Raw genomic sequence first — 22,937 nt, 5'->3', positions numbered from 1 at the left:
AGCGGACCCCGGCCGAACCGCGCCGGGCGGGGACAACGCGCCCCGGGCCCCTCGGCGGCCCCGTGGCGCGCTCCGCGAGATCGCGCGCTCGGGCCGGGGGTCGCGACGGGCTCGCGAAGGTCCGGGCCCCGATACCGCCCCTCAGGTCCCCGCCCGCGGCTCTATCCGACGATTCGGCCGTTCAGCACCACCCGGCGGGGGGCGGCCAGGACGCGGAGGTCGGCGCGCGGATCGGTGTCGTACACCACCAGGTCCGCGGCGGCCCCTTCGGTGAGTCCGGGGCGCCCCAGCCATTCCCGAGCCGCCCAGGTCGTCGCCGACAGCGCCTCGACGGGTGGCAGACCGGCCGCGACCAACTCCGCCACCTCGTCCGCGACGAGCCCGTGGGGGAGCGAGCCGCCCGCGTCGGTCCCGACGTAGACGCGGACCCCGGCGTCATAGGCGTCACGGACGGTGTCGTGGCGTCGGGCGTGCAGCCTGCGCATATGGGCCGACCAACGCGGGAACCTGGCCTCGCCGCCGGCGGCGAGCGTGGGGAAGGTGGCGATGTTGACCAGCGTGGGCACGATGGCCACGTCGTGTTCGACGAAGAGCGGGATGGTCTCGGAGGTCAGCCCGGTGGCGTGCTCGACGCAGTCGATACCCGCCTCGACAAGGTCCCGGAGGGAGTCCTCGGCGAAGCAGTGGGCGGTGACGCGGGCTCCCAGACGGTGCGCCTCGGCGATGGCGGCGTCGAGGGCCGCGCGGGGCCAGCAGGCGGAGAGGTCGCCGAGATCGCGATCGATCCAGTCGCCGACGAGCTTGACCCAGCCGTCGCCGCGACGGGCCTCGCGGGCCACCTGTCCGGTGAGGTCCTCGGGCTCGATCTCCCACGCGTATCCGCGGATGTACCGGCGGGTCCGGGCGATGTGCCGGCCGGCTCTGATGATCTCGGGGAGGTCCGCGCGGTCGTCGATCCACCGCGTGTCCGAGGGAGAGCCGGCGTCGCGGATCAGCAGCGTGCCGGCGTCACGGTCGGCGAGCGCCTGCTTCTCGGCGACGTCCGCCGGGACCGCGCCGTGTCGGTCGAGTCCCACATGGCAGTGGGCGTCGACGAGCCCGGGCAGCGCCCATCCCTCGACCGTGCGCACGTCGTCGCCGGCACGGGGGCGCTCGAAGGAGACGCGACCGCCGACCACCCAGAGATCGTCGCGCACGTCCTCCGGTCCGACGAGCACCCTCCCCTTCACGTGCAGCACCACGTCATCGCTCATGCCCGCACCCTAGCCCCGGGCCGCCACCGGCCCACCCCACTGGTGCGGGCGGGCGGGGAGCCCGGACCCGAGGGGAACGGCGGCCTCCGCGGAAGGGGGCCGTCCGCCTCCGGTCGGCTCGCGCCGTCCGACGCACGACGCCTCCCACCGCGTTTCCGCGACCCGAATTCACGGCAATCACCGTTACACGATCAAACACATTTAGGAAAATCGCCCGAACGTAGCTTCCCGTATTCTTCTGCCCGCTTTCCCGGAGGCTAAACACTCAAAATTCAAAGATCACGAAAGACTCATTTCGGACACGCTTCAACTAGGTTACGCGATTGTGACCCGTTCCACGTCCCGACCGATTCGCCCCGAAAATCCCGCATGAACCCACCCAAAACAGCGAGGCTCCCGGCTCCGGGTCGCGCTCGCGCGATACCACATCCTTCGCTCATCCGTAACCCCTTCCGGCGATGCAATTTCCATTCTCTCTGGGTAAATTCAATTTGCATGACTGCCGCGCAAGCAGACCTACAAATCGATCGTCCGAAGGTGGCGGACGGCGCCGCGCTGTGGCGGATAGCCAGGGATTCCAAGACCCTCGACCTCAACTCGTCCTACAGCTACCTGCTGTGGTGCCGGGACTTCGCCGCCACGTCGGCGGTGGCCCGTGACGAGCGGGGCGCGCCGGTGGGATTCATGACCGGCTACCTCCGCCCGGAGCGGCCGGACACCTTGCTCGTGTGGCAGGTCGCGGTGGACGAGGCGTACCGTGGGCGTGGGCTCGCGGCCTCCCTGCTCGACGGACTCGTCGCCCGCGTCGCCGCCGGCCGGGCGCCGCTGACGGTGGAGACCACCATCTCTCCCGGCAACGCCCCGTCCGAACGACTCTTCACCGCCTTCGCCGAGCGTCACGACGCCCCCCTGGAGCGCGAGGTGCTCTTCGACACCGGTCTTTTCCCCGACGCCCCGCACGACCCCGAGGTGCTGTACCGCATCGGCCCGCTGCGCCGCGTCGCCTGAGACCACGCCGGTGACGCCGCCGACCCGGCTCCCGGCCCCAACGACCTCCCACTCACCGAACCTCACGCAACGAGGAGCGATTCGTCGTGACCATCACCCAGCCCGACCTGAGCGTCTTCGAGACCCTGGAGTCCGAGGTGCGCAGCTACTGCCGTGGCTGGCCCACAGTCTTCGACCGCGCACACGGCAGCCGCATGTACGACGAGGACGGCCACGAGTACCTCGACTTCTTCGCGGGAGCCGGGTCCCTCAACTACGGCCACAACAACCCGGTGCTGAAACGGGCGCTGATCGACTACCTGGAGCGGGACGGCGTCACTCACGGTCTGGACATGTCCACGACCGCGAAGCGGCGCTTCCTGGAGACGTTCCAGAACCTCGTCCTGCGCCCCCGCGACCTTCCGTACAAGGTCATGTTCCCCGGCCCGACGGGCACCAACGCCGTGGAGTCCGCGCTGAAGCTGGCGCGCAAGGTCAAGGGGCGCGAGGCCATCGTCTCCTTCACCAACGCCTTCCACGGCATGTCGCTGGGCTCGCTCGCGGTGACCGGCAACGCCTTCAAGCGGGCCGGCGCCGGCATCCCCCTGGTCCACGGCACGCCGATGCCGTTCGACAACTACTTCGACGGCACCGTCGAGGACTTCCTCTGGTTCGAGCGACTCCTGGAGGACCAGGGCTCCGGCCTGAACAAGCCGGCCGCCGTGATCGTCGAGACGGTGCAGGGCGAGGGCGGCATCAACGTGGCCCGGGTCGAGTGGCTGCGGGCCCTGGCCGACCTGTGCGCGCGCCAGGACATGCTGCTCATCGTCGACGACATCCAGATGGGCTGCGGTCGTACCGGGGCGTTCTTCTCCTTCGAGGAGGCCGGCATCACGCCGGACATCGTCACCGTGTCCAAGTCGATCAGCGGCTACGGACTGCCGATGTCGCTGACGCTGTTCAAGCCCGAACTGGACGTCTGGGAGCCGGGCGAGCACAACGGCACCTTCCGCGGCAACAACCCGGCCTTCGTGACCGCCACCGCCACGCTGGAGACCTACTGGGCCGACGGGTCGGCGATGGAGAAGCAGACCCGCGCACGCGGCGAGCAGGTCGAGCAGCACCTGATCGCCATCACCGAGGAGAATCTCGCCGACGTCAAGGAGTACCGGGGTCGCGGTCTCGTCCGCGGCTTGGAGTTCCACGACAAGGAGCGCGCCGGGAAGATCGCCAAGCGCGCGTTCGAGCTGGGGCTCCTGATCGAGACCTCGGGTCCGGAGAGCGAGGTCGTCAAGCTGCTCCCGGCCCTGACCATCACCCCCGACGAGCTGGACGAGGGCCTCAAGGTCCTCGCCCGCGCCGTGCGCGAGACCGCCTGATCCCGGCGGGCCCCCGCCCGCCGGTTCCGCAACGCACCACTCACCGAGGAGGCATCGCAACACCGTGATCGTCCGTTCGTTCAAGGACATCGAAGGCACCGACCGGCACGTGAAGTCAGCGTCCGGCACGTGGGAGAGCAAGCGGATCGTCCTCGCCAAGGAGAAGGTCGGCTTCTCCCTCCACGAGACCGTCCTGTACGCGGGGACCGAGACGTCGATGTGGTACGCGAACCACGTCGAGGCCGTCGTCTGCGTGGAGGGCGAAGCCGAGTTGACCGACCGGGAGACCGGCCGGTCGTACACCATCACCCCCGGCACCATGTACCTCCTGGACGGACACGAGAGGCACACCCTCCGTGTGAAACAGGACTTCCGCTGCATCTGCGTGTTCAACCCGCCCGTCACCGGACGGGAGGACCACGACGAGAACGGCGTCTACCCTCTGCTCACCGAGGAGGTGTGAGGACCGTGACCGCGACCGTCACCGATCTCTACCCCAGCCGTGGCACCTCAGAGGTGACCACGCCCCGGCAGGACCCGGTCGTCTGGGGCGCGCCCGACGCGCCCGGGCCGATCGCGCCCGGCGACCTTCGGTCCTTCGAGCGCGACGGCTTCCTCGCCATCGATCAGTTGATCACCGATGACGAGGTCGCCGTCTACCACGACGAGCTGAACCGGCTCGTCACCGACCCCACGACCCGGGCCGACGAGCGCTCGATCGTGGAGCCGCGCTCCAAGGAGATCCGTTCCGTCTTCGAGGTGCACCGGATCAGCGAGGTGTTCGCGAAACTGGTGCGCGACGAGAGGGTGGTGGGGCGAGCACGGCAGATCCTCGGCTCGGACGTCTACGTGCATCAGTCCAGGATCAACGTCAAGCCCGGCTTCGGGGCCAGTGGTTTCTACTGGCACTCGGACTTCGAGACCTGGCACGCCGAGGACGGGCTCCCCCGGATGCGCACCGTCTCGGTCTCCATCGCCCTGACGGAGAACCACGACACCAACGGCGGGCTCATGATCATGCCGGGCTCGCACAAGACGTTCCTCGGGTGCGCCGGCGCGACACCCGAGGACAACTACAAGAAGTCGTTGCGGATGCAGGACGCGGGCACGCCCTCCGACGAGGCGCTGACCGAGATGGCGAGCGAGCACGGCATCCGGCTCTTCACCGGCAAGCCGGGCTCGGCGACCTGGTTCGACTGCAACTGCATGCACGGGTCCGGCGACAACATCACGCCGTTCCCCCGCAGCAACGTCTTCATCGTGTTCAACAGCGTGGAGAACACCGCGGTCGAGCCCTTCGCCGCTCCCGTCCGCCGACCCGAGTTCATCGGCGCGCGGGACTTCACCCCGGTGCGCTAGCGGGCCGGTCACGACGACCGGCGGGTCGGCGTTCCTCCGTGGGACGGGGAGCGCCGGCCCGCCGGCGTGTTCCGTCGCCGCGGCGCGCGGCGCCGGGCACGGGTCATCCGAAGAGGACGTCCAGGAGCCGGTCGACGTCGGCCGCCGTGTTGTACACGTGGAACGCCGCGCGGAGGTGTCCCTTTCGGTCGGCGACCTCCACTCCCGCGCGGCTCAGCTCGCCTCGCCGGTGCCCCAGTCCGGGCACGGAGACGATCGCCGAGCCGGGGGCGGGCACCGGCTCGTGTCCCAGCGAGGCCAGCCCCGACCGGAAGCGGTCGGCCAGGCCGATGTCGTGGGCCCGCACGGTGTCCACCCCGAGTTCCTCCACCAGTTCCAGCGCGGGCCGGGCCCCGGTGTGGGGGAGCAGCGCCGGACTGCCGTCGAAGCGGCGAGCGGACCGGGCGAGCGGATCGACCCGGTCGTAGGAGCCGGCCCCTATGTCCTCCCCGGAGGCCCAGCCGGCGAAGACCGGCACCAGTCCGCCGAGGTCCGCCGGGGTGACGAGGAAGGCGACGCCTCGTGGGCAGAACAGCCACTTGTAGGCGACAGCCACCAGGTAGTCCACGTCGTCCGCCGGGATCGGCAGCCACCCCGCGGACTGCGAGACGTCGACGAGCAGCCGCGCGCCGTGGGCGCGCGCCGCGTCGCGCAGGCCCGGCAGATCGACGAGCCGTCCGTCGAGGGACTGCACGGAGCTGACGGCGACGAGACCCGTCCGCGGACCGACCGACTCGGCGAGCCGCTCCAGGGGCACCGACCGGACCGTGAGGTCGCCGCGCACGTGGAAGGGGTTGACCAGGGAGCTGAAGTCGCCCTCCGCCGTGAGGACCTCGCTCCCGGGCGCCAGGGAGGTGGCGACGAGGCCGCTGTAGACGGCGACGGACGACCCCACCGCGACCCGGTCGGCGTGGACCCCGACGATCCGGGCGAAGGCGGCCCGACCGGCCTCGACGTCCGGGAGCAAGTCGGGGAAGCGGCCGGTTGCGGCGGACGCCGCCGTCCGTGTCACCGCCGAAACCGCGCGCGCCGGCGGCAGCCCGGCTCCGGCGGTGTTCAGGTAGGTGTTCGCCGGGGCGAATTCGGCACGCACGAGGTTCCGGAAGGTCTCCATGGCACCACTCTGCGGTACGCGCGCGGGCCCGTCCATCACGTGTGCGGGGCGCGGACGACAGCGGGTCGGACGAGCCCGTCGTTTCGTGAGCGGAACATGAGAAATGAGGATGTCACCGGTGATGAGGGAACGTTTCGCCCGCCCCGCTCGTCCCTTCCGGAAGATGAACAAGACGATCAGGCACGTCTCGGTCTTCGCCCTGCTCATGGTGTTCGCCCTGCTGATCAGGGCGACCTGGGTGCAGTTCTACGAGGCCCAGGCGCTCGCGGACGACACGGAGAACCGACGCAACGCGATCAGGACGTACGCGGAGCCGCTCGGAAACATCATCGTGGCCGGCGAGTCGATCACCGGTTCGGCCCGGACGGACGGCGGAGACCTCGCCTACCAGCGGACCTACCAGGACGGCGAGCTGTACGCGGCGGTGACCGGCTACGCCTCGCAGTCCTACGCGCCGACCCAGCTGGAGGGCATCTACCAGGACATCCTCAACGGCACCGATCCGCGGTTGCGAACCGTGCTGGACACGATCACCGGCCAGCGGGCCGAGCCGGGCAACGTGGTCACCACGATCGACCCGGCCGTGCAGCGGGCGGGGTTCGACGCCCTGGGCGACAAGAAGGGCGCCGCCGTGGCGATCGACCCCGAGACCGGAAGGATCCTCGCCGTGGTCTCCACCCCGTCGTACGACCCCGGCACCCTGACCGGCGCCGATACCGCGCCCGCGGCGTGGCAGGCGCTCACCGACGACGAGGCCGAGCCACTCGCCAACCGCGCCCTGCGCCGGCCGCTGCCGCCCGGGTCCACGTTCAAACTCGTGGTCGCCGCCTCGGCGCTGGAGAACGGGCTGTACTCCTCGGTGGACGACCCCACGGACAGCCCGGATCCGTACACCCTGCCCGACACCGAGCGCGTGCTGAGCAACGAGAACCCGGCGGCGCCCTGCGAGAACGCCACCATCCGGACCGCCCTCCAGTACTCCTGCAACAACGTGTTCGCCAAGATGGCCGTGGATCTGGGCCAGGACGCCGTCCGCGAGACCGCCGAGAAGTTCGGCTTCGACGACGAGGAGCAGGACATCCCGATCCGCGCCTACCCGAGCGTCTACCCCCAGGACATGGACCGCCCGCAGACCGCGCTCTCCGGCATCGGGCAGTTCGACGTCACGGCGACGCCGCTGCAGATGGCCATGGTGTCGGCGGCCATCGCCAACGGGGGCGAACTGGTCTCGCCGCACGTGGTGTCGCAGGTCACCGACGGCGGCGGCGACGTCCTGGAGGACCTGGACGCGTCGGCCGACAGCCGGCGGATCATGAGCGCCGACACCGCCGACCAACTGGCCTCGGCCATGCGCACCGTGGTCGAGGAGGGCACCGGCGGCAACGCGCGGATCGCCGGCGCGACGGTCGGCGGCAAGACCGGCACGGCCCAGCACGGCGAGAACAACAGCGAGACGCCCTACGCGTGGTTCACCTCCTACGCGGAGTCCGACGACACGGGCGAGCGCGTGGCCGTGGCGGTCCTGGTCGAGCAGTCGGACGCCGCGCGCTCGGAGGTCAGCGGGAACGGCTTGGCCGCCCCGGTGGCCAAGGCGATGATGGAAGCGGCTCTCGCCGACTGACGAGGACGGGCCGGGGCTCAGGCGACGAGGAGCCGGATGCCGCCGAGCGTGTAGCAGACCATGGCCATCAGCAGGGGGACACCGCCGGCGACCGCGCGCGACGGCGGGAGCGACCGCACGGCCCGGTCGTGCGCGGCCACGACCCCGAGCACGTGCCCCAGGACGACGGCGGTGACCTGAAGCGTCGCGACCCCTCCGGGCGACAACGGCGGGTCGGGGGCGGCCGACCCGCCGTCGCCGCCGAAGGCCAAGGCCACGGTGCGGGGGCCCTCGGTGGTCAGCAGGGTGAAGTAGTGGGCGACGAGGTACCCGGCGACGATGGGCACCAGCGAGTGCGCGAACGCCGCGACCGGCCGCGCCACGGGGCCGGCGATCAATCCGACGGCCCCGGCCGCGGCGAGGTAGAGCAGGGCGACGCCCGCCGTCGTGGCCAGCAGGCCGACAGTGGCCGTGCCGGTGCGGCCCAGCGGGGAGGTCTGGAGGGCGGCCGTCCAGGACGGCGTCCCCGAGACACCGTCGTACATGGTTCCTCCCAACAGGACGCAGACCGCGGCGACCAGTCCGGGGACCGGCGGCGTGCCGGCGAGCCGGTGGAGCGGGCCGCGCAGGACGAGCCGTCCGTTCGGCGCGCGGCCGAGCGGGGACAGCCTGCCGAGGAGCGCCGAGTACACCTCGAACGCGTCGCACCGCTCGAACCAGCCACGCCCGCAGACGGCCGCTCCGGTCAGCTGCACGGCCGCGTATCCCAACAGGAAGGTGGACAGCACGAGGGGGGAGGTCGGGTCCGGCGAGGCGAGTTCGAGCCAGGTGAAGACCAGCAGGCCGGCCGCGGCGGGCCAGTGGCCCAGCCTACGGGCCAGGTCGGGACGGGCTCCCTCACCCGGCCGGCGCAGGATTCGGCAGGCCAGGGCGTGCAGCGTGCGCAGCGGGTTGAGGAGGCTCCAGACCGGGCCCAGGAGCAGGGAGGCCGGGATCAGTCCGCACCAGAGCAGCACGTAGACGGCACCGGGAGCCGGGTTGCGGTCGGGGTCGCCGGCTCCGAACCACAGGTGGAGCAGGACGGCGGCGGCGGCGAGGAGCCCCGCCGCCCGCAGCAAGCGGCGGAGCACCGCGGAGTCGGCCGCCCTCCCCAGCGCGGCCGGGAGTGGGCGGCCCGGGTGATCGCCGCGGTACCGGGACTCGGGCCAGAGGAGTCCCAACGCCAGGAAGGAGAAGAGGAGCGCGGCGAACGCGCCGGCGTAGGCGTGGAACGCGGACACGGGCAGGTCGTGCCGGGAGCCGACTCCGTGTGCCAGCCGTGCCGCGAGGGTCATCGGACCGCGAGCTGGGTCAACACCAGCCGGGAGCGGTGGGTCTCCACCTCGAACAGTCCGGTCCGCTCCGGCGTCACCCGGAGGCTTGCGGCACGTCCCGCGGTCAACGGAACGGACCGGTCCATCCCGTGGACGTGGAGTTCGTCGTCGGTGTCGCTGGTGACGCGCAGCGTGAGCGTCCGGCCCCTGCGCAGGTCCACGCGCCCGGGCGCCGGCGTGACCCGGCCGTCCGTGACGGTGATCTCCAACGTTCGCTCGGCCGCCGGCTCGCCCGAGGGCGTGGGGTCCCTCGGGCGGGTGTCGCCCTCGGCCGCCCCGGGCAGGGGGGTGCTGTCCTCCACGGGCCGACCTCGCACCGCCCACGCGGTGTGGTCGTCGGCCACGAGTCGTGCGGTGAGGGTCCGGGCGCCGGGCGGGACGTCCCGTTCGGGCAGGTGGTGCCACCGCCCGTACAGGCGGGCCACCTTCTCCCCGTCGACCAGCAGATGGGCGTGGCCGGCCCCCAGGACGGCCGCGCCTCCGACACTGTCGGGCGTGAAACGGAACCGGGTGACGTCCAGGGTCACGGTCCACCCGTCCACGGCGTCGGGGCGCACCGTCAGCTCCACGCCCGGGGCCTGGTCCTCCGGCACCTGGCGCAACGTCCCGCCGCCGTCGCCGTCCTCCGCGGGCAACAGGGTCCCGACCCGGCCGGTGGCCACCTGGTGGCCGGTGCCCTCGGGGTGGTGAGTCTCGGGGCGGTCGACGCAGGACACGCAGAGCGCGGCGAGGGTCCCGATCGTCGCCGCGCACGCCATCGTCCGGCGGGCGAGCGCCGCCCGCCGGACCGTCACGTCGCGCTCCGCGCCGGGGTGGGGGCCTCGGTGACGGCGGCCGGTCGTCGAGCCGCCGCGGCGACCGCCCAGACCACCCAGACCAGGCCGAGCAGACCGCGCATCCAGGCCGGGCTCACCGGAGTCCAGGGGAGCATCACGACGGCCTGGTCGAAGGCGTCGAGGAGGGTCAGCAGTCCGAGCGCGGTGGTCGTCCAGCCGAAGCCCGGGCTCCGCCGCCGCAGGGCGAGTCCCGTCACGGTCCACCAGGCTCCGATCAACAACAGGGCGAGGGGCGGGACGAGTGTCGTCGACAGGGGGATCGTCTCCCCCGCGACGTCGAGGGCGAGCCCGAGAGCGCCCGCCGCCGCGGCCAGGGTGGCCCAACGGTGCTCGCGAAGCCTCCGCCACCACAACACCCCGCCCACGAGGCCGAGCACGGCGGCGGCCCCCAAGGCGATCTGCACCTCCACCCGTTCGAAGCCGCGTGCCCCGTACCAGTCGCAGCCGGCGGGCAGTCGCCGTGCCCCGGCGCTGTAGTCGGAGCAGACCAGGAGCTGAGCGGTCTTCACCGGCTCGCCGAGAAGACGGTGGGATCCACCGGAGAGCGAGCCGGGCCGGTCCCCGCACCGGGGCAGGGTGTGGGGGTCGCTGCCGCCTTCGGTCTCCTGCCAGCAGTTGCCTCGGCCCTGGCCGTCCCACCAGAAGTCGGTGCCGTTGGGGCGGGCGGCGCCGTCCTCGGTGATCCCGAGCCGGTTGCCGTGGAAGCGGTTGTGGTGGGATGTGTCGGTCTGCTTGGACCAGGTCTCGTCGCCGCGGATGAAGGCGGGGACCGCGTTGAGGTGGAAGCCGGTACGGTCGTTCCCGTACACCCAGTTGTCCTCGAAGAGGTTCCAGTTGCCGCCGGCGATCATGACACCGGTGCCCGGTGGGACCGACGTCTGGGGGCAGACCACCCCCTGTTCGTAGCCTCGTTCGGCGGGCGGCTTGGCGCAGGTGCCGTCGGCGATGTGGTGGTAGTAGTCCTCGTTGTTGTCGTGGATGAGGTTGCGTTCGAACCGAGCGTGGTTCTGGGGGAGTCCGGGATGGCCGGGGAAGACGCTGTCCATGGAGGCGCCGGCCATGTTGTGGTCGAACTCGTTGTCGTGGGCCCACACCGAGTCTCCGGCGGTGCCGGAGTAGCCCAGCAGGTTGTGATGGCTGCGACAACCGGTGATCTCGATGGAGTAGCGCGGCACCTCGTAGCCCCGACCGTCGTTGATGTCGGAGGCGCTGCCGGGGTAGATGCCCGAGTCCCCGTTGCCGTAGGACTCGCAGTCCCGGTAGAGGCCGTGGTCGCTGGCGAAGGTCAGAAAGCCGTACTCGTCGTTCCATCGGGTGAGGACCCGATCGATGACGAACCCGTCGGTCGCCAGAACGTAGAGGGAGTTGAACGTGGTCCGCTGGGCGGTGAAGTTGCGGAAGTAGACGCCGTCGGAGGAGTCGGCCCGCACGGCGTTCAGCTTCCGGTATCCCGCGTCCACGACGACGTCGAGCGGGTCCGCTCCGGTGCCCTCGATCTGCAGGTCGCGTTTGCCCAGGATCGCGACGAGGTTCTGGTTGTGCGGGCACCGCTTCTGTTGATCGAACGTCAGCACCTGGTAGCCGAGCGAGGCGCGGGGAGCGTCCAGTCGGGCGCAGGCCCCGGTGGGCTCCGGCTGCGAGGGCTCCTCCTCGTAGCGACCCGGCAGCACGGCGATCGACATCCCGGGGCGGTCCACCGCGTCCACGGCCTGCTGGATGTGGCGAAACCCCTCCCGGGCGCATCTCTCGTAGAGCGCGAGGTTGCGGGCGCGCAGTTCCTCGGGGAACTTGGCGACGCGCTGTTCGAAGGCGGCCTTGTCCGTCTTGCACACCACCAGGTCGGGCTCGCCTTCCCGGTACTCGGGCACGCTGCCGGTGCCGTCGGGGAAGCCGACCTCGCGCTCCTCGTGCGCCGACGCGGCGGGAATACCGGCCAGCACCGCCGCCAGCAGCAGGGCGAGAAGGGCGAGGGAACGGCGTGTCCATGTCATCATCATCGCTGGGAACGTAGCCGCACCGGGCCGAGCCGGACAGCCCAATAACGGTCACGTTCCGGCTACGCGCCCCCACGGCCCGCACCCGCGTACGCCCGGGCGAGGCCACACCGTTCCACGCGTCCCCCTCCCCGCCCCCGGCGCGCGACTCCTCGGACACGAGGGACCTACGGTGCGCCAGGTGTGCGCCGTCCCGGGGCCACCCGTCCACGAGCCTGTACTTCATCGACGGAACGTGCTGACATGCCCATGCAAATGAAGGCCGCCCGATGCCCCGTCACGCCCCGGCGTCCGACGGCGACTCCGCCGACCGTCGCACTCCCCCGCCGACCCGACGGCCCCGGACGGCCCGACCGCTCCCTGTTCGGCACTGTCCCGTACCACCACCGCGAGGAGATGGAATGAGATCCGCATCCCTGCTGCCGCGTCTCTCCGTGACGGCCGTCGGCTGCCTGGCGCTCGTCGGACTGTCGGCGTCGCCCGGCGTCGCCGCCGACACCCCCCTGGCTCTCGACTGCCAGGCGAAGCCCCCCGTCATCTCGGCACAGACCTTCGACCTCGACGCCGGTGTCGCCGCCGAGGCACCCGAGAGCGTCGCCTCCGGCGAGGCCTTCGACATCGCCCTGTCCCCCGCGCCGATCACCGTCCCCGGATCGCTGAACGGCTACACCATCAAGTCGATCAAGGAGATAAAGCTCCGGGCCGATCTGCCCTCCGACGCGACCGTCACCGGCCACCGCCTGTCGGGCGGGTCCGGGACCGGATCCGGCACCCCGAGCGTGGCGATCAGCGGGGACCAGATCGTCATGACCGTCCCCGGGCCGATCAACGGGGGGAGCACGTTCACGCTCCCCACCCTGACGCTGGACCTGGTCGCGGGAGACTCCGGTGGCACGGTCACCACCCGGCTCGCCGGATCCTCGTACAGCAGTCCGGGCCTCACCTTCACGGCTCGGGTGCCCATCCTGTTCTTCGAGGCCGACGTCCCGACGTCCTGCTACCCCGCGCCCAGCCCGGTGCTCAGCTCGACCCGGATCGACTGACCCCGGGTCCGCCCGGCCGCGGCCCCACGACGACGACCGGGCGGACGCCGTCGGGCCCCGGGGCGACGCGTTCCCCGGTCACCCGACCGCACGGCCCCCGGGGTCGGACCCCTCGGGGGCCGCCGCCCCCCGGCTCTCGGCCAGGTCCGAGATGAGCTGCTCGTGGCTGGAGGGGCCCAGCTCCAACCCGCTGGAGAGGGGATTGTCGAGTTGGACGACGAGCACCAGGCTCGTCGCGACGACCACGGCCACCCCGACGACCATCACCAGGTGCAGCCGGGGACGGTCGGACAGGAAGAGGCAGCAGAACAGGAGCGTCATCGCCCCGGCGACCAACAGGGCGAACCACACCGGGTCCTCCAGATGCCCCTGCTCGGCGAGTTGGACGTAGAGACTGTGCCGCTCGGCGACCTGGGCGAGCAGCGCCATGGCCGTGTCCAGGAAGGCGTCCTCCTGGGAGGTCTCCCCCCGCACGCCCTCGACGGTGTCGAGCAACTCGTCGTAGCTGTTCTCGGCCGCCAGGCTCTCGTCCCCCCGAGCCAGCGCCGGCCACTCGGCGACGACGGCGCGCGCGTAGTCCTCCACAGCGCCGACCACCCGCGCCTGGTCGTCGGCGCCGAGCACGTGGCTGCCGGAGGCCAGGGCGTTCAGCGCCGACACCTCCAACCGCACATCGTTTCGCAGGGAGATGTACACCTCCCATTGGTTGAAGATGGTGAACCCGCTGAGCAGCGCGTACACCATGCCGACCACCCCGAGGAGGCCCGCGACGACCTGGTTGGTCGGGCGCAGGCCCTCGGCCGGACGGCCGGTCGGAGGCGGCGTCACCCGGCGGACCACGGCGAGCATCGCCAGGGCCGCGGCCACCACCACGGCCAGGACCAGCAACCGCAGCGCCCACAGGGGAAGGGCCTGGACCAGGGTCTGTGTCATCGGTCTCGCCTTCCCTGGGCGAATCGCGGAAGGAGGCCACGCGCCCGCCCCTCCCCGAACCCGGTGTTCGCGCTCGGGCCGTCCGAGTTCGCGCGCGGCGCACCGCGCCGGATCCCCGGGGCGTCGTCGGGGGACCGCCCACCGGCACCGCCGCGCGTCACCGGGAGGGCCCCGACGGCCGACGGTAGGGACGCCAGAGCAGCGCCACCACGCCCGCCGAGGCCACCGCCACCAGGCCCGCGAGCCAGATCGCCTTGCCGGTGGCGGCCTCGTGGGCCTCGACCATCGCGGCGACGACGACATCCCGCGTGGCAGGCGGCAGCGTGGACAGCAACCGGTCGGCCAACGCCGAGTCGACGGCCGAGTTCGCCAGGGTGAGCGCGTCCTCTTCCGACAACCCCGCGGCCATGGCCACGTCCACCGCTTCGTCGTCCTCGAAGTAGCGTTGGACGGCCGCGAAGACCGCCACGCCGAAGGCGCCGCCGAGCATGCTGGACTCCTTGAACACCCCCGACGCACTGCCCGCCAGCCGGGCGGGCGCGCCGGCGACCAGCGCCCGGGACATGGGGACGGAGAGCATGCCCAGTCCCGTACCGGCCACCGACTGCCCGACGAGGACGACGACCAGGCCGGCCCCGCGGCCGAGCCACCCGGTGATCAGGATGCCCGCTCCGAGCAGCACCAGTCCCCACGCCACCGGGGCTCTCGGACCGATCCTGGACTCGATCCACCCGCCGACCGGGATGAACAGAAGGATCGTCACGGTGGGGGGCAGCAGCAGCAGTCCGGCCCCGAGCACCGAGTACCCGAGCACGTCCTGGAGGTACAGCGCGAGCAGGAACGCGACCCCGGTGAAGACCGCGTTCATCACACCGTTGGCCGTCAACGAGCCGCGGAAGGCCGGATACGAGAACAGGACCAGATCCATCAGCGGTTCGGCCACGACCCGTTGAGACAGGACGAAGACCACGCCGAACACCAAGGCCGCGCCCAGCAGGGCCAGCGTCACCGGGTCGGTGAACCCCAGATCCTGGACCAGGGAACAGCCGTAGATCAGGCAGAAGAAGGCGAGTCCGCTGGTCAGCAGCCCGACGAGATCCACGTGTCGGGACACGCCCGGATCGCGGGACTCCCGCAGCACGCCCCGCCGGACCAGCCACCACGCCACCGCGGCCAGCGGCGCCGTCACCCAGAACACCGATCGCCAGCCCAGCAGGTCCGCCAGCAGACCGCCGATGGCGGGCGCGCCCGCCTGTCCGGTCCACGTGGTACCCATCCACGCGCCGAACGCCAGGGATTGCTCCCGCCCCGAGAAGATCGACGGAATGAGCGAGAGCGTGGCGGGGAGTACGAACGCGGACGCGCAGCCCATCAGCGCGCGACTCGCCACCAACCCGGCGTACCCCGGAACAACGAACCCCAGGAGCGAGGCCAGGCCGAGCGCGACGAGCCCGAGTTCCAGCATGCGGCGCCGACCGTAGGCGTCGCAGAGCCGCCCTCCCGCCAGCACGAAGACGCCGGCGGTGAGTCCGAAGACGTTGTTGGCGACCTGCAGTTGCGGCAGGGTGACGGCCAACTCGCCGGCGAGGGTCGGAATGATGACGGCGAAGTCGGCGAAGGACACCCACACCAGCGCGGCGGAGAGACAGATTCCCAGCAGGGCCTGACCGCGCCGTGGCGCGGCGTCCTCGCCAGGGGCTGTGCGGCCCGCCATGCCCAAGCCTCCGTCCTCCGGTCCCGGTCCCGGTCCCGCCGCCGCGCCGACACCCCAGGGCGCGTGCCGGTCACGGGCGCCGCCGTCCACCGGACCCTAGGCGAGTCGGCCGGCCCCGCCCCCGCACCTCACCGGCGAACCACCGGAGCTACCCCATGCGGTGGAGCCGCCAAAGCGTCCGCGGGCCGGATGGGAGGCGGCGGTCGGGGGCCGTCCGACCCGCCCGTCGTGCCGGGCGCGCCTCCTGCCCGCACCACGGGGCCACCGGACGGGAACGGCTCACCGGGTCGGCTCGTTCACCTGGCATGACAGCTATGACCCCCGGCTCGAACATCCCCCTCCCCGCCCCCCGCGTGACGGTGGACGTCGCCGCCCCGGTGCGGCTCGACGTGTCGGGCCTGCTGCTCGGCGCGGACGGCAAGGTCCGATCCGACGACGACTTCGTGTTCTACAACCAGCCCACCGGGCCGGGGGTGAGCCACCGTTCCGGTGGCGGAGCCACACCGGACTCGATCTCGATCGACACCGACGCCGTGCCCGCTGCCATCGAGAAGATCGTCGTCACGGCGAGCCCGGACGCGGCCGGGCAGACCTTCCAGGGCATCGAACCCACGGCCACCCTGCGCGACGCCGACTCCGGCGGCGCCCTGGCCACCTTCACTCCCCCGCGTCTCGGCACGGAGACGGCCCTGGTGGTCATGGAGATCTACCGGCGCCAGGGGGCGTGGAAGGCGCGTGCCGTCGGTCAGGGATACGCCGACGGTCTGGCCGGGATCGCCACGGACTTCGGCGTCTCGGTGGAGGAGCCGGCCACCCCGGCGCCGGCCGCGGCGCCGCCGGTGGCCGCTCCCGCCCCGCCCGCGACACCGCCGGCCACACAGGCGCCCACGGCGGGCTCCGGGAAGATCAATCTGGACAAGGGCAGGGTGAGCCTGCGGAAGAACCAGACGGTCTCGCTCGTGAAGGGCGGCCGGCCGGTGCTCTCCTCCGTCATGATGGGCCTCGGTTGGGAACCGGCCCACCGCGGCAAGGACATCGACCTGGACGCGTCCGTGATCGCCTACGGCCCGCGCCGCGACCACGTCGACAGCTGCTACTTCGGCAAGCTCCAGATCGTCGGCGGCGCGATCCGGCACTCCGGCGACAACCTGACCGGCGAGGGCGGCGGCGACGACGAGGTGATCACCGTCGACCTCGGTCGGCTGCCCCAGGACGTGACCGGTCTGGTCTTCACCGTCAACTCCTTCTCCGGCCAGAAGTTCACCCAGGTCGCCAAGGCCTACTGCCGCCTGCTGGACGGCGTCACCGGCGAGGAGTTGGTGCGGTTCGACCTGACCGGTGCCGAACCGCAGACGGGCGTGATGATGGCGAAGCTGATCCGCCAGTACTCCGGCGAGTGGGAGATGACCGCGATGGGCGACTTCGTCAAGGCGCGCACCGTGCGGGGGATGGTGAAGCCGGCGGCCCAGGCCCTGTAGAGAGCGGGCGACGTCGGGGGCGGACGACGGGCGGCCGTCGCCGCCCCCGACGGAATCGTCATTCGCCTCGTCGGGACCGGGCCCGGAAGGCCGCCTTCCGCGCGTCCTTGGCGATTCTCTTGTCCGGGTGGAGGCGGCCCACGGTCTCCAGGACGTCGGCGGTGGCAGGGTGGTCCACACGCCAGACGGTCTCGAAGAAGCCGCTGTGCCGACCGGCCAGCCCCTCGACCAAGGCCCGGAGTTCCTCGGACTCGCCTTCGGCCGCCAGCTGCGCGGCCAGGGTGTCGACGGTCAGCCAGAAGACCATGTCCTGCGACGGCGGGGGCACGTCCGCCGCGTCACGCTCGGTGAGCCACACCCGGGCGAGACCACCCAGTTCGGGATCGTCGAGGACCTCGCGGAGCGCGGGCTCGGCCTCCGCCCCGACGAGCGACAGCGCCTGTTGGCAGCGGAGCCGACGCAGCGGCGCGGCGGGGTCCGCCCCGCGAGCCGCCGCGAGCAGTTCGCCCGCCGCGCCACGGGGCTCCCGGTCCGCGAGCCAGCGCTCGGTCTCGGCCTGAGCGGCGCCGGAGGGGAACCGCGCGGTGCCGTCCAGCAGCGCGGCGGCGTCCTTGTCCGCGAGTTCGCCGACCGCCGGGGCGTCGAAGCCCGCCTCCCGCAGCCGGGCACGCAGCCCGAACAGTCCGAGCGGGGTGAGGCGCACCATGCCATAGCGGGTGACGTCGGAATCGTCCACCGGCGCCTCCGCCTCCTCGGCCGGCGCCGGGGTCTCGTCCGTCACGTCGGCGAGCAGCGCCTCGTCGACGGGGTGGTAGGCCACCAGCCCGACCGGTTCCAGCAGGCGGAACTGCTCGTCGAGCCGGACCATGGCCTGCGACACCCGCTCCAGGACCTCGTCGCTCGGCTCCGGCATGTCGTCGGGGACGAGGACGGAGGCCGCGAGGGCGGGCAGCGGCACCGCGAGGCCCTCCGGGGCGTCCTCGCCTACGGTGATCAGGTAGAGGTTGGCGAGGATCGCGTCGAGGAAGTCGGCCTCCGCGTCGGGGTCCCAGTCGAGCGAGGACAGGTCGATCTCCTCCCCGCCCCCCGCCTCGGCCACGGCGTCCACCAACTCCCCGAGATCGGGGGCGCCCGCGTCGGCGATCACGGCGTCCAGGGCGGTGAGCCACACCTCCAGCACGTCCCGCGGCGAGCCCGCGGTGAGCAGGGCGAGGTCGGCGCCGGCCGCCACCGTCCCCTCTTCCTCGTCGACGATCTCGACGAGTCCGGTGGCCACCGCGACGTCCCAGGCCTCACCGGCGGAGAACTCGGCGTTCTCGCCCACCGGCGCCAGTTCCTCGGCGGCGGCGGCGAGCAACTCGTCCACGAGTTCCCCGCCCGCCCCCACCCGGGTGTCCGGCCCGGCCCAGCGGGCCAGGCGCGCGGCGCGGGCGAGCAGCGGCGCGGACAGGGCCTCTCCGGCCAGCTCCGCTTCGGGACGCAGCCGCGCGGGCGGCAGGGTGGAGCTGTCTGACATCGGCTGATTCTCCTCGGTGCGCCTCGACCGCCGCCGGCCTCGGACGCCGTACGACTCAACCCCTCAGCCTAGCCGGGTTTCGACCCATGCCGCCCGGTTCATCTCCCGGCGGTCTCCCGGACATGGCCGAAACCTTGACAACCGACGGGGACGCACAGGAGATTGACGCGCGTAGAAGTCAGGGGGCGTCCCCGCGCTCGTTCGCGACGCGCGCGGGAACCCCCCTCTCCCCCAACCCATCGAGGCGCGGCTCCCACGCCCGCCCCTGTCCCGGCGCTCCGCCAGGTCCCCGGAGGGATACCGTTGCCGAGCAAGTCGTCCGCGCGCCTCGCCGCGCTCACCGTCGCCGCCGTCTGCTGCGCGTCCACCGTCGTCGCCGTCTCTCCCGCGCACGCCGACGACGCCCCGCGCATCCACGACATCCAGGGCACCACCCGGCTCTCCCCCTACGCCGGACAACAGGTCACCGACGTGGCCGGAATCGTCACCGGCGTCCGCGTCTACGGCTCCTCCCGGGGCTTTTGGATACAGGACCCGCGACCGGACTCCGATCCGGCCACCAGTGAGGGTGTCTTCGTCTACACCGGGTCCACCCCGACGGTCTCCCTCGGCGACGAGGTCACCGTCTCCGGCACCGTGACGGAGTACGTCCCGGGCGGGACCTCGTCCGGGAACCAGTCGCTGACCGAGATCACCAAGGCGACGGCCACCGTCGTGTCGACCGGGAACGAACTCCCCGAAGCCGTGAAGGTCGGGGGCCGCTCGGTGCCCGCCGCCTACGCCCCCGAGGGAGACGAAGCCGAGGGCGGCTCGATCAACGGGCTGACGCTGCGCCCCGAGTCCTACGCCCTCGACTACTACGAGTCCCTGGAGGGCATGGTCGTCCGGGTCGACGACGCCCGGGTGGTGGGCGCCACCGACCCCTACAGCGAACTCTGGGTCACGGTGAAGCCGCGGCAACACGACAACCGTCGCGGCGGCACCGTCTACGGCTCCTACTCCTCGCAGAACGGCGGCCGGCTGCAGATCCAGTCCCTCGCCTCCTCCGCCGACTTCCCCGACGCCAACGTCGGCGACCGGCTCGCCGGCACCACCTCCGGGCCGCTGGACTACAGCCAGTACGGCGGCTACACGCTGGTCGCCAACGACCTGGGGGAGATCGAGGACGGGGGCCTGGAGCGGGAGACCACCCGGGCCCAGCGCTCCGGCGAACTGGCCGTGGCGACGTACAACGTCGAGAACCTCGACCCCTCGGACGACACCTTCGCCGCCCACGCCGAGGCGATCGTCGAGAACCTCGCCGCGCCCGACATCGTGTCCCTGGAGGAGATCCAGGACAACAGCGGCTCCACCGACGACGGCACCGTGGCAGCGGACGAGACCGTCGGCGCGCTGATCGACGCGATCGTGGCGGCCGGCGGCCCCCGGTACGACTGGCGCGGCATCGACCCGGCCGACAAGGCGGACGGCGGCCAGCCGGGCGGGAACATACGCACCGTGTTCCTGTTCAACCCGGACCGCGTCTCCTTCACGGACCGTCCGGGCGGCGACGCCACGACCGCGACCGGCGTGACGAAGGTGCCGGGCGGTGCCGCGCTGACGGCCTCCCCGGGCCGGGTGGACCCGGAGAACGCCGCCTGGGAGAGCAGCCGAAAGCCGCTGGCGGGCGAGTTCGTCTTCCGCGGCCGCACGGTCTTCGTGGTCGGGAACCACTTCGCCTCCAAGGGCGGCGACCAGGCGCTCAGCTCGCAGTACCAGCCGCCGGCGCGCGACTCGGAGGAGCAGCGCCACCTGCAGGCGACGTCGGTCAACGCCTTCGTCAAGGAGATCCTCGCCGTCGACAAGCACGCGGACGTGGTCGTCCTCGGTGACATCAACGACTTCGAGTTCTCCGAGACCGCGCGGCTGCTGGAGGCCGACGGCGCGCTGTGGTCCGCGGTGAAGTCGCTGCCGCGCGGCGACCGCTACTCGTACGTGTACCAGGGCAACAGCCAGGTGCTCGACCAGATCCTGGTCAGCCCCTCGATCCGTCGGGGTTCCGGCCTCTCCTACGACAGCGTGCACATCAACGCCGAGTTCCACGACCAGATCAGCGACCACGACCCGCAGGTCGTGCGGTTCCGTCCCTGACGGTCGCTCCCCCACCGTGCCTCGCGGGTCCGCTCCGGTCGGACCCGCGAGGCACGGTCACGTCGTCGCCCGGCCGATCTCCCCGCGGATGGACCCCGTACAGACGTCGGGGGATACTGCGCCGGTGAACACGAAACGATCTTCGCTCGTCCCACCCGCCCCCTTCGGCCGCGCCCTGTGCGCCATGGTCACGCCGTTCACCGCCTCGGGCGCCCTGGACCGGGACGGCGCCGCGAGCCTGGCCGTCCGACTGGTGGAGGGCGGCTGCGACGGCCTGGTCCTCTCGGGGACGACCGGTGAGTCGCCGACGACCACGGACGCGGAGAAGTCCGCGCTGATCGCCGCCGTGCGGTCGGCCGTCGGTGACGGAGTGCCGCTGGTGGCCGGAGTAGGCACCGCCGACACCGTCCGCACGGTGGAACTGACCAAGGCCGCCGAGAAGTCCGGGGCCGACGGGATCCTCGTCGTCGCCCCGTACTACAGCCTGCCGCCCCGCGAGGCGGTGGAGGCGCACTTCCGGGACGTCGCCGACGCCTCCGGACTTCCAGTCATGCTCTACGACATCCCTGGCCGAACGGGTGTCCGGGTCACGCCCGACACGATGGTCCGACTGGCCGAACACCCGCGGATCGTCGCCGTCAAGGACTGCTCCTACGACGCCCTCGGCACCCAACGCGTACGGGCCCGGACGGACCTGGCCTTCTACGCGGGCAGCGAGGAGCACGTGCTGCCGACCCTCGCGACCGGAGGGACGGGCTACGTCTCCACCGCTGCCAATGTGGTGCCCCGACACGTCCGCGCGATCCTGGACGCCTACGCGAGAGGCGACACCGCCGAGGCGGCCCGCCGACAGCTCGGGCTCTCCGAACTCGTCGAGCTCGTGACGGCCTCGGGCCTGCCCGGCGCCGTCACCGCCAAGGCCCTCCTCGGCGACCTCGGGCTGCCCGCGGGCCGCGTGCGCCCACCCCTGCGGTCGGCGGACGCGAAGACCGCCGCGGCGCTCCGCGAGGCGTACGAACGGCTGGTGGCCCCGCAGGCGTGACCCCGGGAGGTGTCTGGAGGCCGCCGCCGATCCCCGGCGCCCCGAGGCGATTCCCCGTGTCCCGAACGACGGCGCGATCCCGTTCGTGATTGTTTGGTGCGCATGTCGAGTCGCCTGCGCGCCCTGGTCCTCCCGTCCTCCCAGCGCCGCTCCCTGGACGAGTTGACCGACGACCTGGACCTGTCGTCCGGGGACACCGGGTCCAAGCGCTCGGCGTTCTGGACGATGCTGCTGCTGTCGTCCGTCATCGCCTCCGGTGGGGTGCTCACCGACTCCACCGCCACGGTGATCGGGGCAATGATCATCGCTCCGCTGTCCACGCCGATCATGGGCATCGCGCTGGGGTCCGTGCAGCGGCGCCGAACGAGGTCGGCGCCGATCGTCTTCTTCGCCTGCCTGCTCGTGATCGCCGCCGGGGCCTTCTTCTCGATGGCCCTGCCCAGCGACTACTCCCTGCTGGACAACAGTCAGATCTCCTCCCGGACGTCACCGGGGCTGATGGACCTGATCGCTGCTCTGGCCACGGGTTTCGCCGGTGCCGTCGCCCTCGCCCGGCGGGACGTCGCCGCGGTGTTGCCGGGTGTCGCCATCGCCATCTCGCTCGTACCACCGCTCGTGGTCACCGGAGTGTGCCTGGGCCAACTGTCGGGGTGGCTGGCGCTGGGCTCGCTGGTCCTCTTCGTGTCCAACCTGTTCGCGCTGGTCTTCGGGGGCATGGTGGTCTTCGCCTCCCTCGGATACGGCTCCGGGACCGACCGGGCGGCGGGCGGGCCGGCCCGGAGGACGTACGCCGCCATGGCGCTGTTGTTCGCCGTCGTGTTCGTGCCCCTGGCGGGCAACACCGTGACCACACTGCTCATCGACCTCTGGACGGGCCGGGCCAAGGACGCGGCGGAGCAGTGGCTGGCCGAGGACGGTGCCCCCGGGTCCACGGTCACGAGCGTGGACGCGCAGTCCCGCACCATGTACATCCACGTCCGCACCCCGGGCGACCTGCCGCCGCTCCAGCCGCTTCTGGACAGCCTGGAGGGGCAGGTCCCCACCGGCATCCCCGTCGTGGTGGACTCCTCACGCGGCCAGCGCGTGGACGTGGGGACCGTCGGCCGCTGAGAGCCGGCTCGCGCGGCGGGGCGGCGGCGCTCCGCCG

The 22,937-nt window shown here is 72.0% G+C and carries 18 protein-coding genes; 10 read left to right on the top strand and 8 right to left on the bottom strand.

Annotated elements, in window-relative coordinates; translation table 11 throughout:
• Window positions 1–161 precede the first annotated feature (161 nt).
• Window positions 162–1,253, bottom strand: coding sequence for an amidohydrolase family protein (locus JEK78_RS18680; RefSeq protein ID WP_200261190.1), 1,092 nt, complete (start codon window positions 1,251–1,253; stop codon window positions 162–164).
• 495 nt (window positions 1,254–1,748) lie between these two features.
• Between JEK78_RS18680 and ectA the strand changes: the two genes are divergently transcribed.
• From ectA to thpD, 4 genes are all read left to right on the top strand, one after another.
• Complete coding sequence (ectA, locus tag JEK78_RS18675) at window positions 1,749–2,261, top strand: diaminobutyrate acetyltransferase (RefSeq protein WP_200261188.1); 513 nt, start codon at window positions 1,749–1,751, stop codon at window positions 2,259–2,261.
• 86 nt (window positions 2,262–2,347) lie between these two features.
• A complete protein-coding gene (gene ectB, locus JEK78_RS18670; protein ID WP_200261186.1) occupies window positions 2,348–3,619 on the top strand; it encodes a diaminobutyrate--2-oxoglutarate transaminase in 1,272 nt (423 codons plus the stop codon).
• Between the two features lie 64 nt (window positions 3,620–3,683).
• Window positions 3,684–4,082, top strand: a complete 399-nt coding sequence (locus JEK78_RS18665; RefSeq protein ID WP_200261184.1) for an ectoine synthase — start codon at window positions 3,684–3,686, stop codon at window positions 4,080–4,082.
• 5 nt (window positions 4,083–4,087) lie between these two features.
• On the top strand, window positions 4,088–4,978 hold the full coding sequence (gene thpD, locus JEK78_RS18660) for an ectoine hydroxylase (protein ID WP_200261182.1): 891 nt from the start codon (window positions 4,088–4,090) through the stop codon (window positions 4,976–4,978).
• Window positions 4,979–5,081: 103 nt separating this feature from the next.
• Here the strand turns inward: thpD and JEK78_RS18655 are convergent, their stop codons facing one another.
• On the bottom strand, window positions 5,082–6,131 hold the full coding sequence (locus JEK78_RS18655) for an aminotransferase class V-fold PLP-dependent enzyme (RefSeq protein WP_200261180.1): 1,050 nt from the start codon (window positions 6,129–6,131) through the stop codon (window positions 5,082–5,084).
• A gap of 163 nt (window positions 6,132–6,294) precedes the next feature.
• Here JEK78_RS18655 and JEK78_RS18650 point away from each other — a divergent pair, with 163 nt between their 5' ends.
• A complete protein-coding gene (locus tag JEK78_RS18650; RefSeq protein ID WP_200261178.1) occupies window positions 6,295–7,752 on the top strand; it encodes a penicillin-binding protein 2 in 1,458 nt (485 codons plus the stop codon).
• Between the two features lie 17 nt (window positions 7,753–7,769).
• Here JEK78_RS18650 and JEK78_RS18645 read toward each other — a convergent pair whose 3' ends face one another.
• The 3 genes from JEK78_RS18645 to JEK78_RS18635 are packed head-to-tail and all read right to left on the bottom strand — an operon-like array spanning window position 7,770 to window position 11,931.
• The gene (locus JEK78_RS18645) at window positions 7,770–9,065 is read right to left on the bottom strand and encodes a hypothetical protein (protein ID WP_200261176.1); all 1,296 of its coding nucleotides are present in this window, start codon (window positions 9,063–9,065) and stop codon (window positions 7,770–7,772) included.
• Window positions 9,062–9,898 (bottom strand): cupredoxin domain-containing protein, encoded by an 837-nt coding sequence (locus tag JEK78_RS18640; protein WP_242483135.1) that lies wholly within the window; start codon window positions 9,896–9,898, stop codon window positions 9,062–9,064. Before JEK78_RS18640 ends, JEK78_RS18645 begins: the two co-directional genes overlap by 4 nt.
• Window positions 9,895–11,931, bottom strand: a complete 2,037-nt coding sequence (locus JEK78_RS18635; RefSeq protein WP_200264244.1) for a right-handed parallel beta-helix repeat-containing protein — start codon at window positions 11,929–11,931, stop codon at window positions 9,895–9,897. The genes JEK78_RS18640 and JEK78_RS18635 overlap by 4 nt, the downstream gene beginning before the upstream one ends.
• Before the next feature lie 404 nt (window positions 11,932–12,335).
• On the opposite strand from JEK78_RS18635, the gene JEK78_RS18630 reads away from it, so the two are divergent.
• Complete coding sequence (locus JEK78_RS18630) at window positions 12,336–12,977, top strand: cyclase (RefSeq protein ID WP_200261174.1); 642 nt, start codon at window positions 12,336–12,338, stop codon at window positions 12,975–12,977.
• A 78-nt stretch (window positions 12,978–13,055) separates the two neighbouring features.
• On the opposite strand, the gene JEK78_RS18625 is transcribed toward JEK78_RS18630, so the two are convergent.
• Window positions 13,056–13,910, bottom strand: a complete 855-nt coding sequence (locus JEK78_RS18625) for a DUF4239 domain-containing protein (RefSeq protein WP_200261172.1) — start codon at window positions 13,908–13,910, stop codon at window positions 13,056–13,058.
• A 157-nt stretch (window positions 13,911–14,067) separates the two neighbouring features.
• A complete protein-coding gene (locus JEK78_RS18620) occupies window positions 14,068–15,624 on the bottom strand; it encodes an MFS transporter (protein ID WP_200261170.1) in 1,557 nt (518 codons plus the stop codon).
• A 314-nt stretch (window positions 15,625–15,938) separates the two neighbouring features.
• Between JEK78_RS18620 and JEK78_RS18615 the strand changes: the two genes are divergently transcribed.
• On the top strand, window positions 15,939–17,102 hold the full coding sequence (locus JEK78_RS18615) for a TerD family protein (protein WP_200261169.1): 1,164 nt from the start codon (window positions 15,939–15,941) through the stop codon (window positions 17,100–17,102).
• 58 nt (window positions 17,103–17,160) lie between these two features.
• Here the strand turns inward: JEK78_RS18615 and JEK78_RS18610 are convergent, their stop codons facing one another.
• Entirely contained in the window at window positions 17,161–18,618 is a 1,458-nt protein-coding gene (locus JEK78_RS18610; RefSeq protein WP_200261166.1) for a hypothetical protein, read from the bottom strand.
• A 303-nt stretch (window positions 18,619–18,921) separates the two neighbouring features.
• On the opposite strand from JEK78_RS18610, the gene JEK78_RS18605 reads away from it, so the two are divergent.
• From JEK78_RS18605 to JEK78_RS18595, 3 genes are all read left to right on the top strand, one after another.
• The gene (locus JEK78_RS18605; protein ID WP_200261164.1) at window positions 18,922–20,748 is read left to right on the top strand and encodes an endonuclease/exonuclease/phosphatase family protein; all 1,827 of its coding nucleotides are present in this window, start codon (window positions 18,922–18,924) and stop codon (window positions 20,746–20,748) included.
• Between the two features lie 184 nt (window positions 20,749–20,932).
• Complete coding sequence (dapA, locus tag JEK78_RS18600) at window positions 20,933–21,790, top strand: 4-hydroxy-tetrahydrodipicolinate synthase (protein ID WP_242483428.1); 858 nt, start codon at window positions 20,933–20,935, stop codon at window positions 21,788–21,790.
• A 102-nt stretch (window positions 21,791–21,892) separates the two neighbouring features.
• Window positions 21,893–22,900, top strand: coding sequence for a TIGR00341 family protein (locus JEK78_RS18595; protein ID WP_200261160.1), 1,008 nt, complete (start codon window positions 21,893–21,895; stop codon window positions 22,898–22,900).
• Window positions 22,901–22,937: the final 37 nt, after the last annotated feature.

It is taken from the genome of Streptomyces sp. HSG2, assembly GCF_016598575.1.
GTDB lineage: Bacteria > Actinomycetota > Actinomycetes > Streptomycetales > Streptomycetaceae > Streptomyces.
Note: the sequence above shows the minus strand (reverse complement) of the source record. Positions and strands in the feature narration are given on the sequence as shown.

Coding starts and splice junctions, on each gene's coding strand:
- JEK78_RS18650 (WP_200261178.1), top strand. CDS start 6,295: ATGAACAAGACGATCAGGCACGTCTCGGTCTTCGCCCTGCTCATGGTG.
- JEK78_RS18680 (WP_200261190.1), bottom strand. CDS start 1,253: ATGAGCGATGACGTGGTGCTGCACGTGAAGGGGAGGGTGCTCGTCGGA.
- JEK78_RS18635 (WP_200264244.1), bottom strand. CDS start 11,931: ATGACATGGACACGCCGTTCCCTCGCCCTTCTCGCCCTGCTGCTGGCG.
- JEK78_RS18615 (WP_200261169.1), top strand. CDS start 15,939: ATGACCCCCGGCTCGAACATCCCCCTCCCCGCCCCCCGCGTGACGGTG.
- JEK78_RS18645 (WP_200261176.1), bottom strand. CDS start 9,065: ATGACCCTCGCGGCACGGCTGGCACACGGAGTCGGCTCCCGGCACGAC.
- JEK78_RS18655 (WP_200261180.1), bottom strand. CDS start 6,131: ATGGAGACCTTCCGGAACCTCGTGCGTGCCGAATTCGCCCCGGCGAAC.
- dapA (WP_242483428.1), top strand. CDS start 20,933: ATGGTCACGCCGTTCACCGCCTCGGGCGCCCTGGACCGGGACGGCGCC.
- JEK78_RS18630 (WP_200261174.1), top strand. CDS start 12,336: ATGAGATCCGCATCCCTGCTGCCGCGTCTCTCCGTGACGGCCGTCGGC.
- JEK78_RS18620 (WP_200261170.1), bottom strand. CDS start 15,624: ATGGCGGGCCGCACAGCCCCTGGCGAGGACGCCGCGCCACGGCGCGGT.
- JEK78_RS18625 (WP_200261172.1), bottom strand. CDS start 13,910: ATGACACAGACCCTGGTCCAGGCCCTTCCCCTGTGGGCGCTGCGGTTG.
- JEK78_RS18595 (WP_200261160.1), top strand. CDS start 21,893: ATGTCGAGTCGCCTGCGCGCCCTGGTCCTCCCGTCCTCCCAGCGCCGC.
- JEK78_RS18610 (WP_200261166.1), bottom strand. CDS start 18,618: ATGTCAGACAGCTCCACCCTGCCGCCCGCGCGGCTGCGTCCCGAAGCG.
- ectA (WP_200261188.1), top strand. CDS start 1,749: ATGACTGCCGCGCAAGCAGACCTACAAATCGATCGTCCGAAGGTGGCG.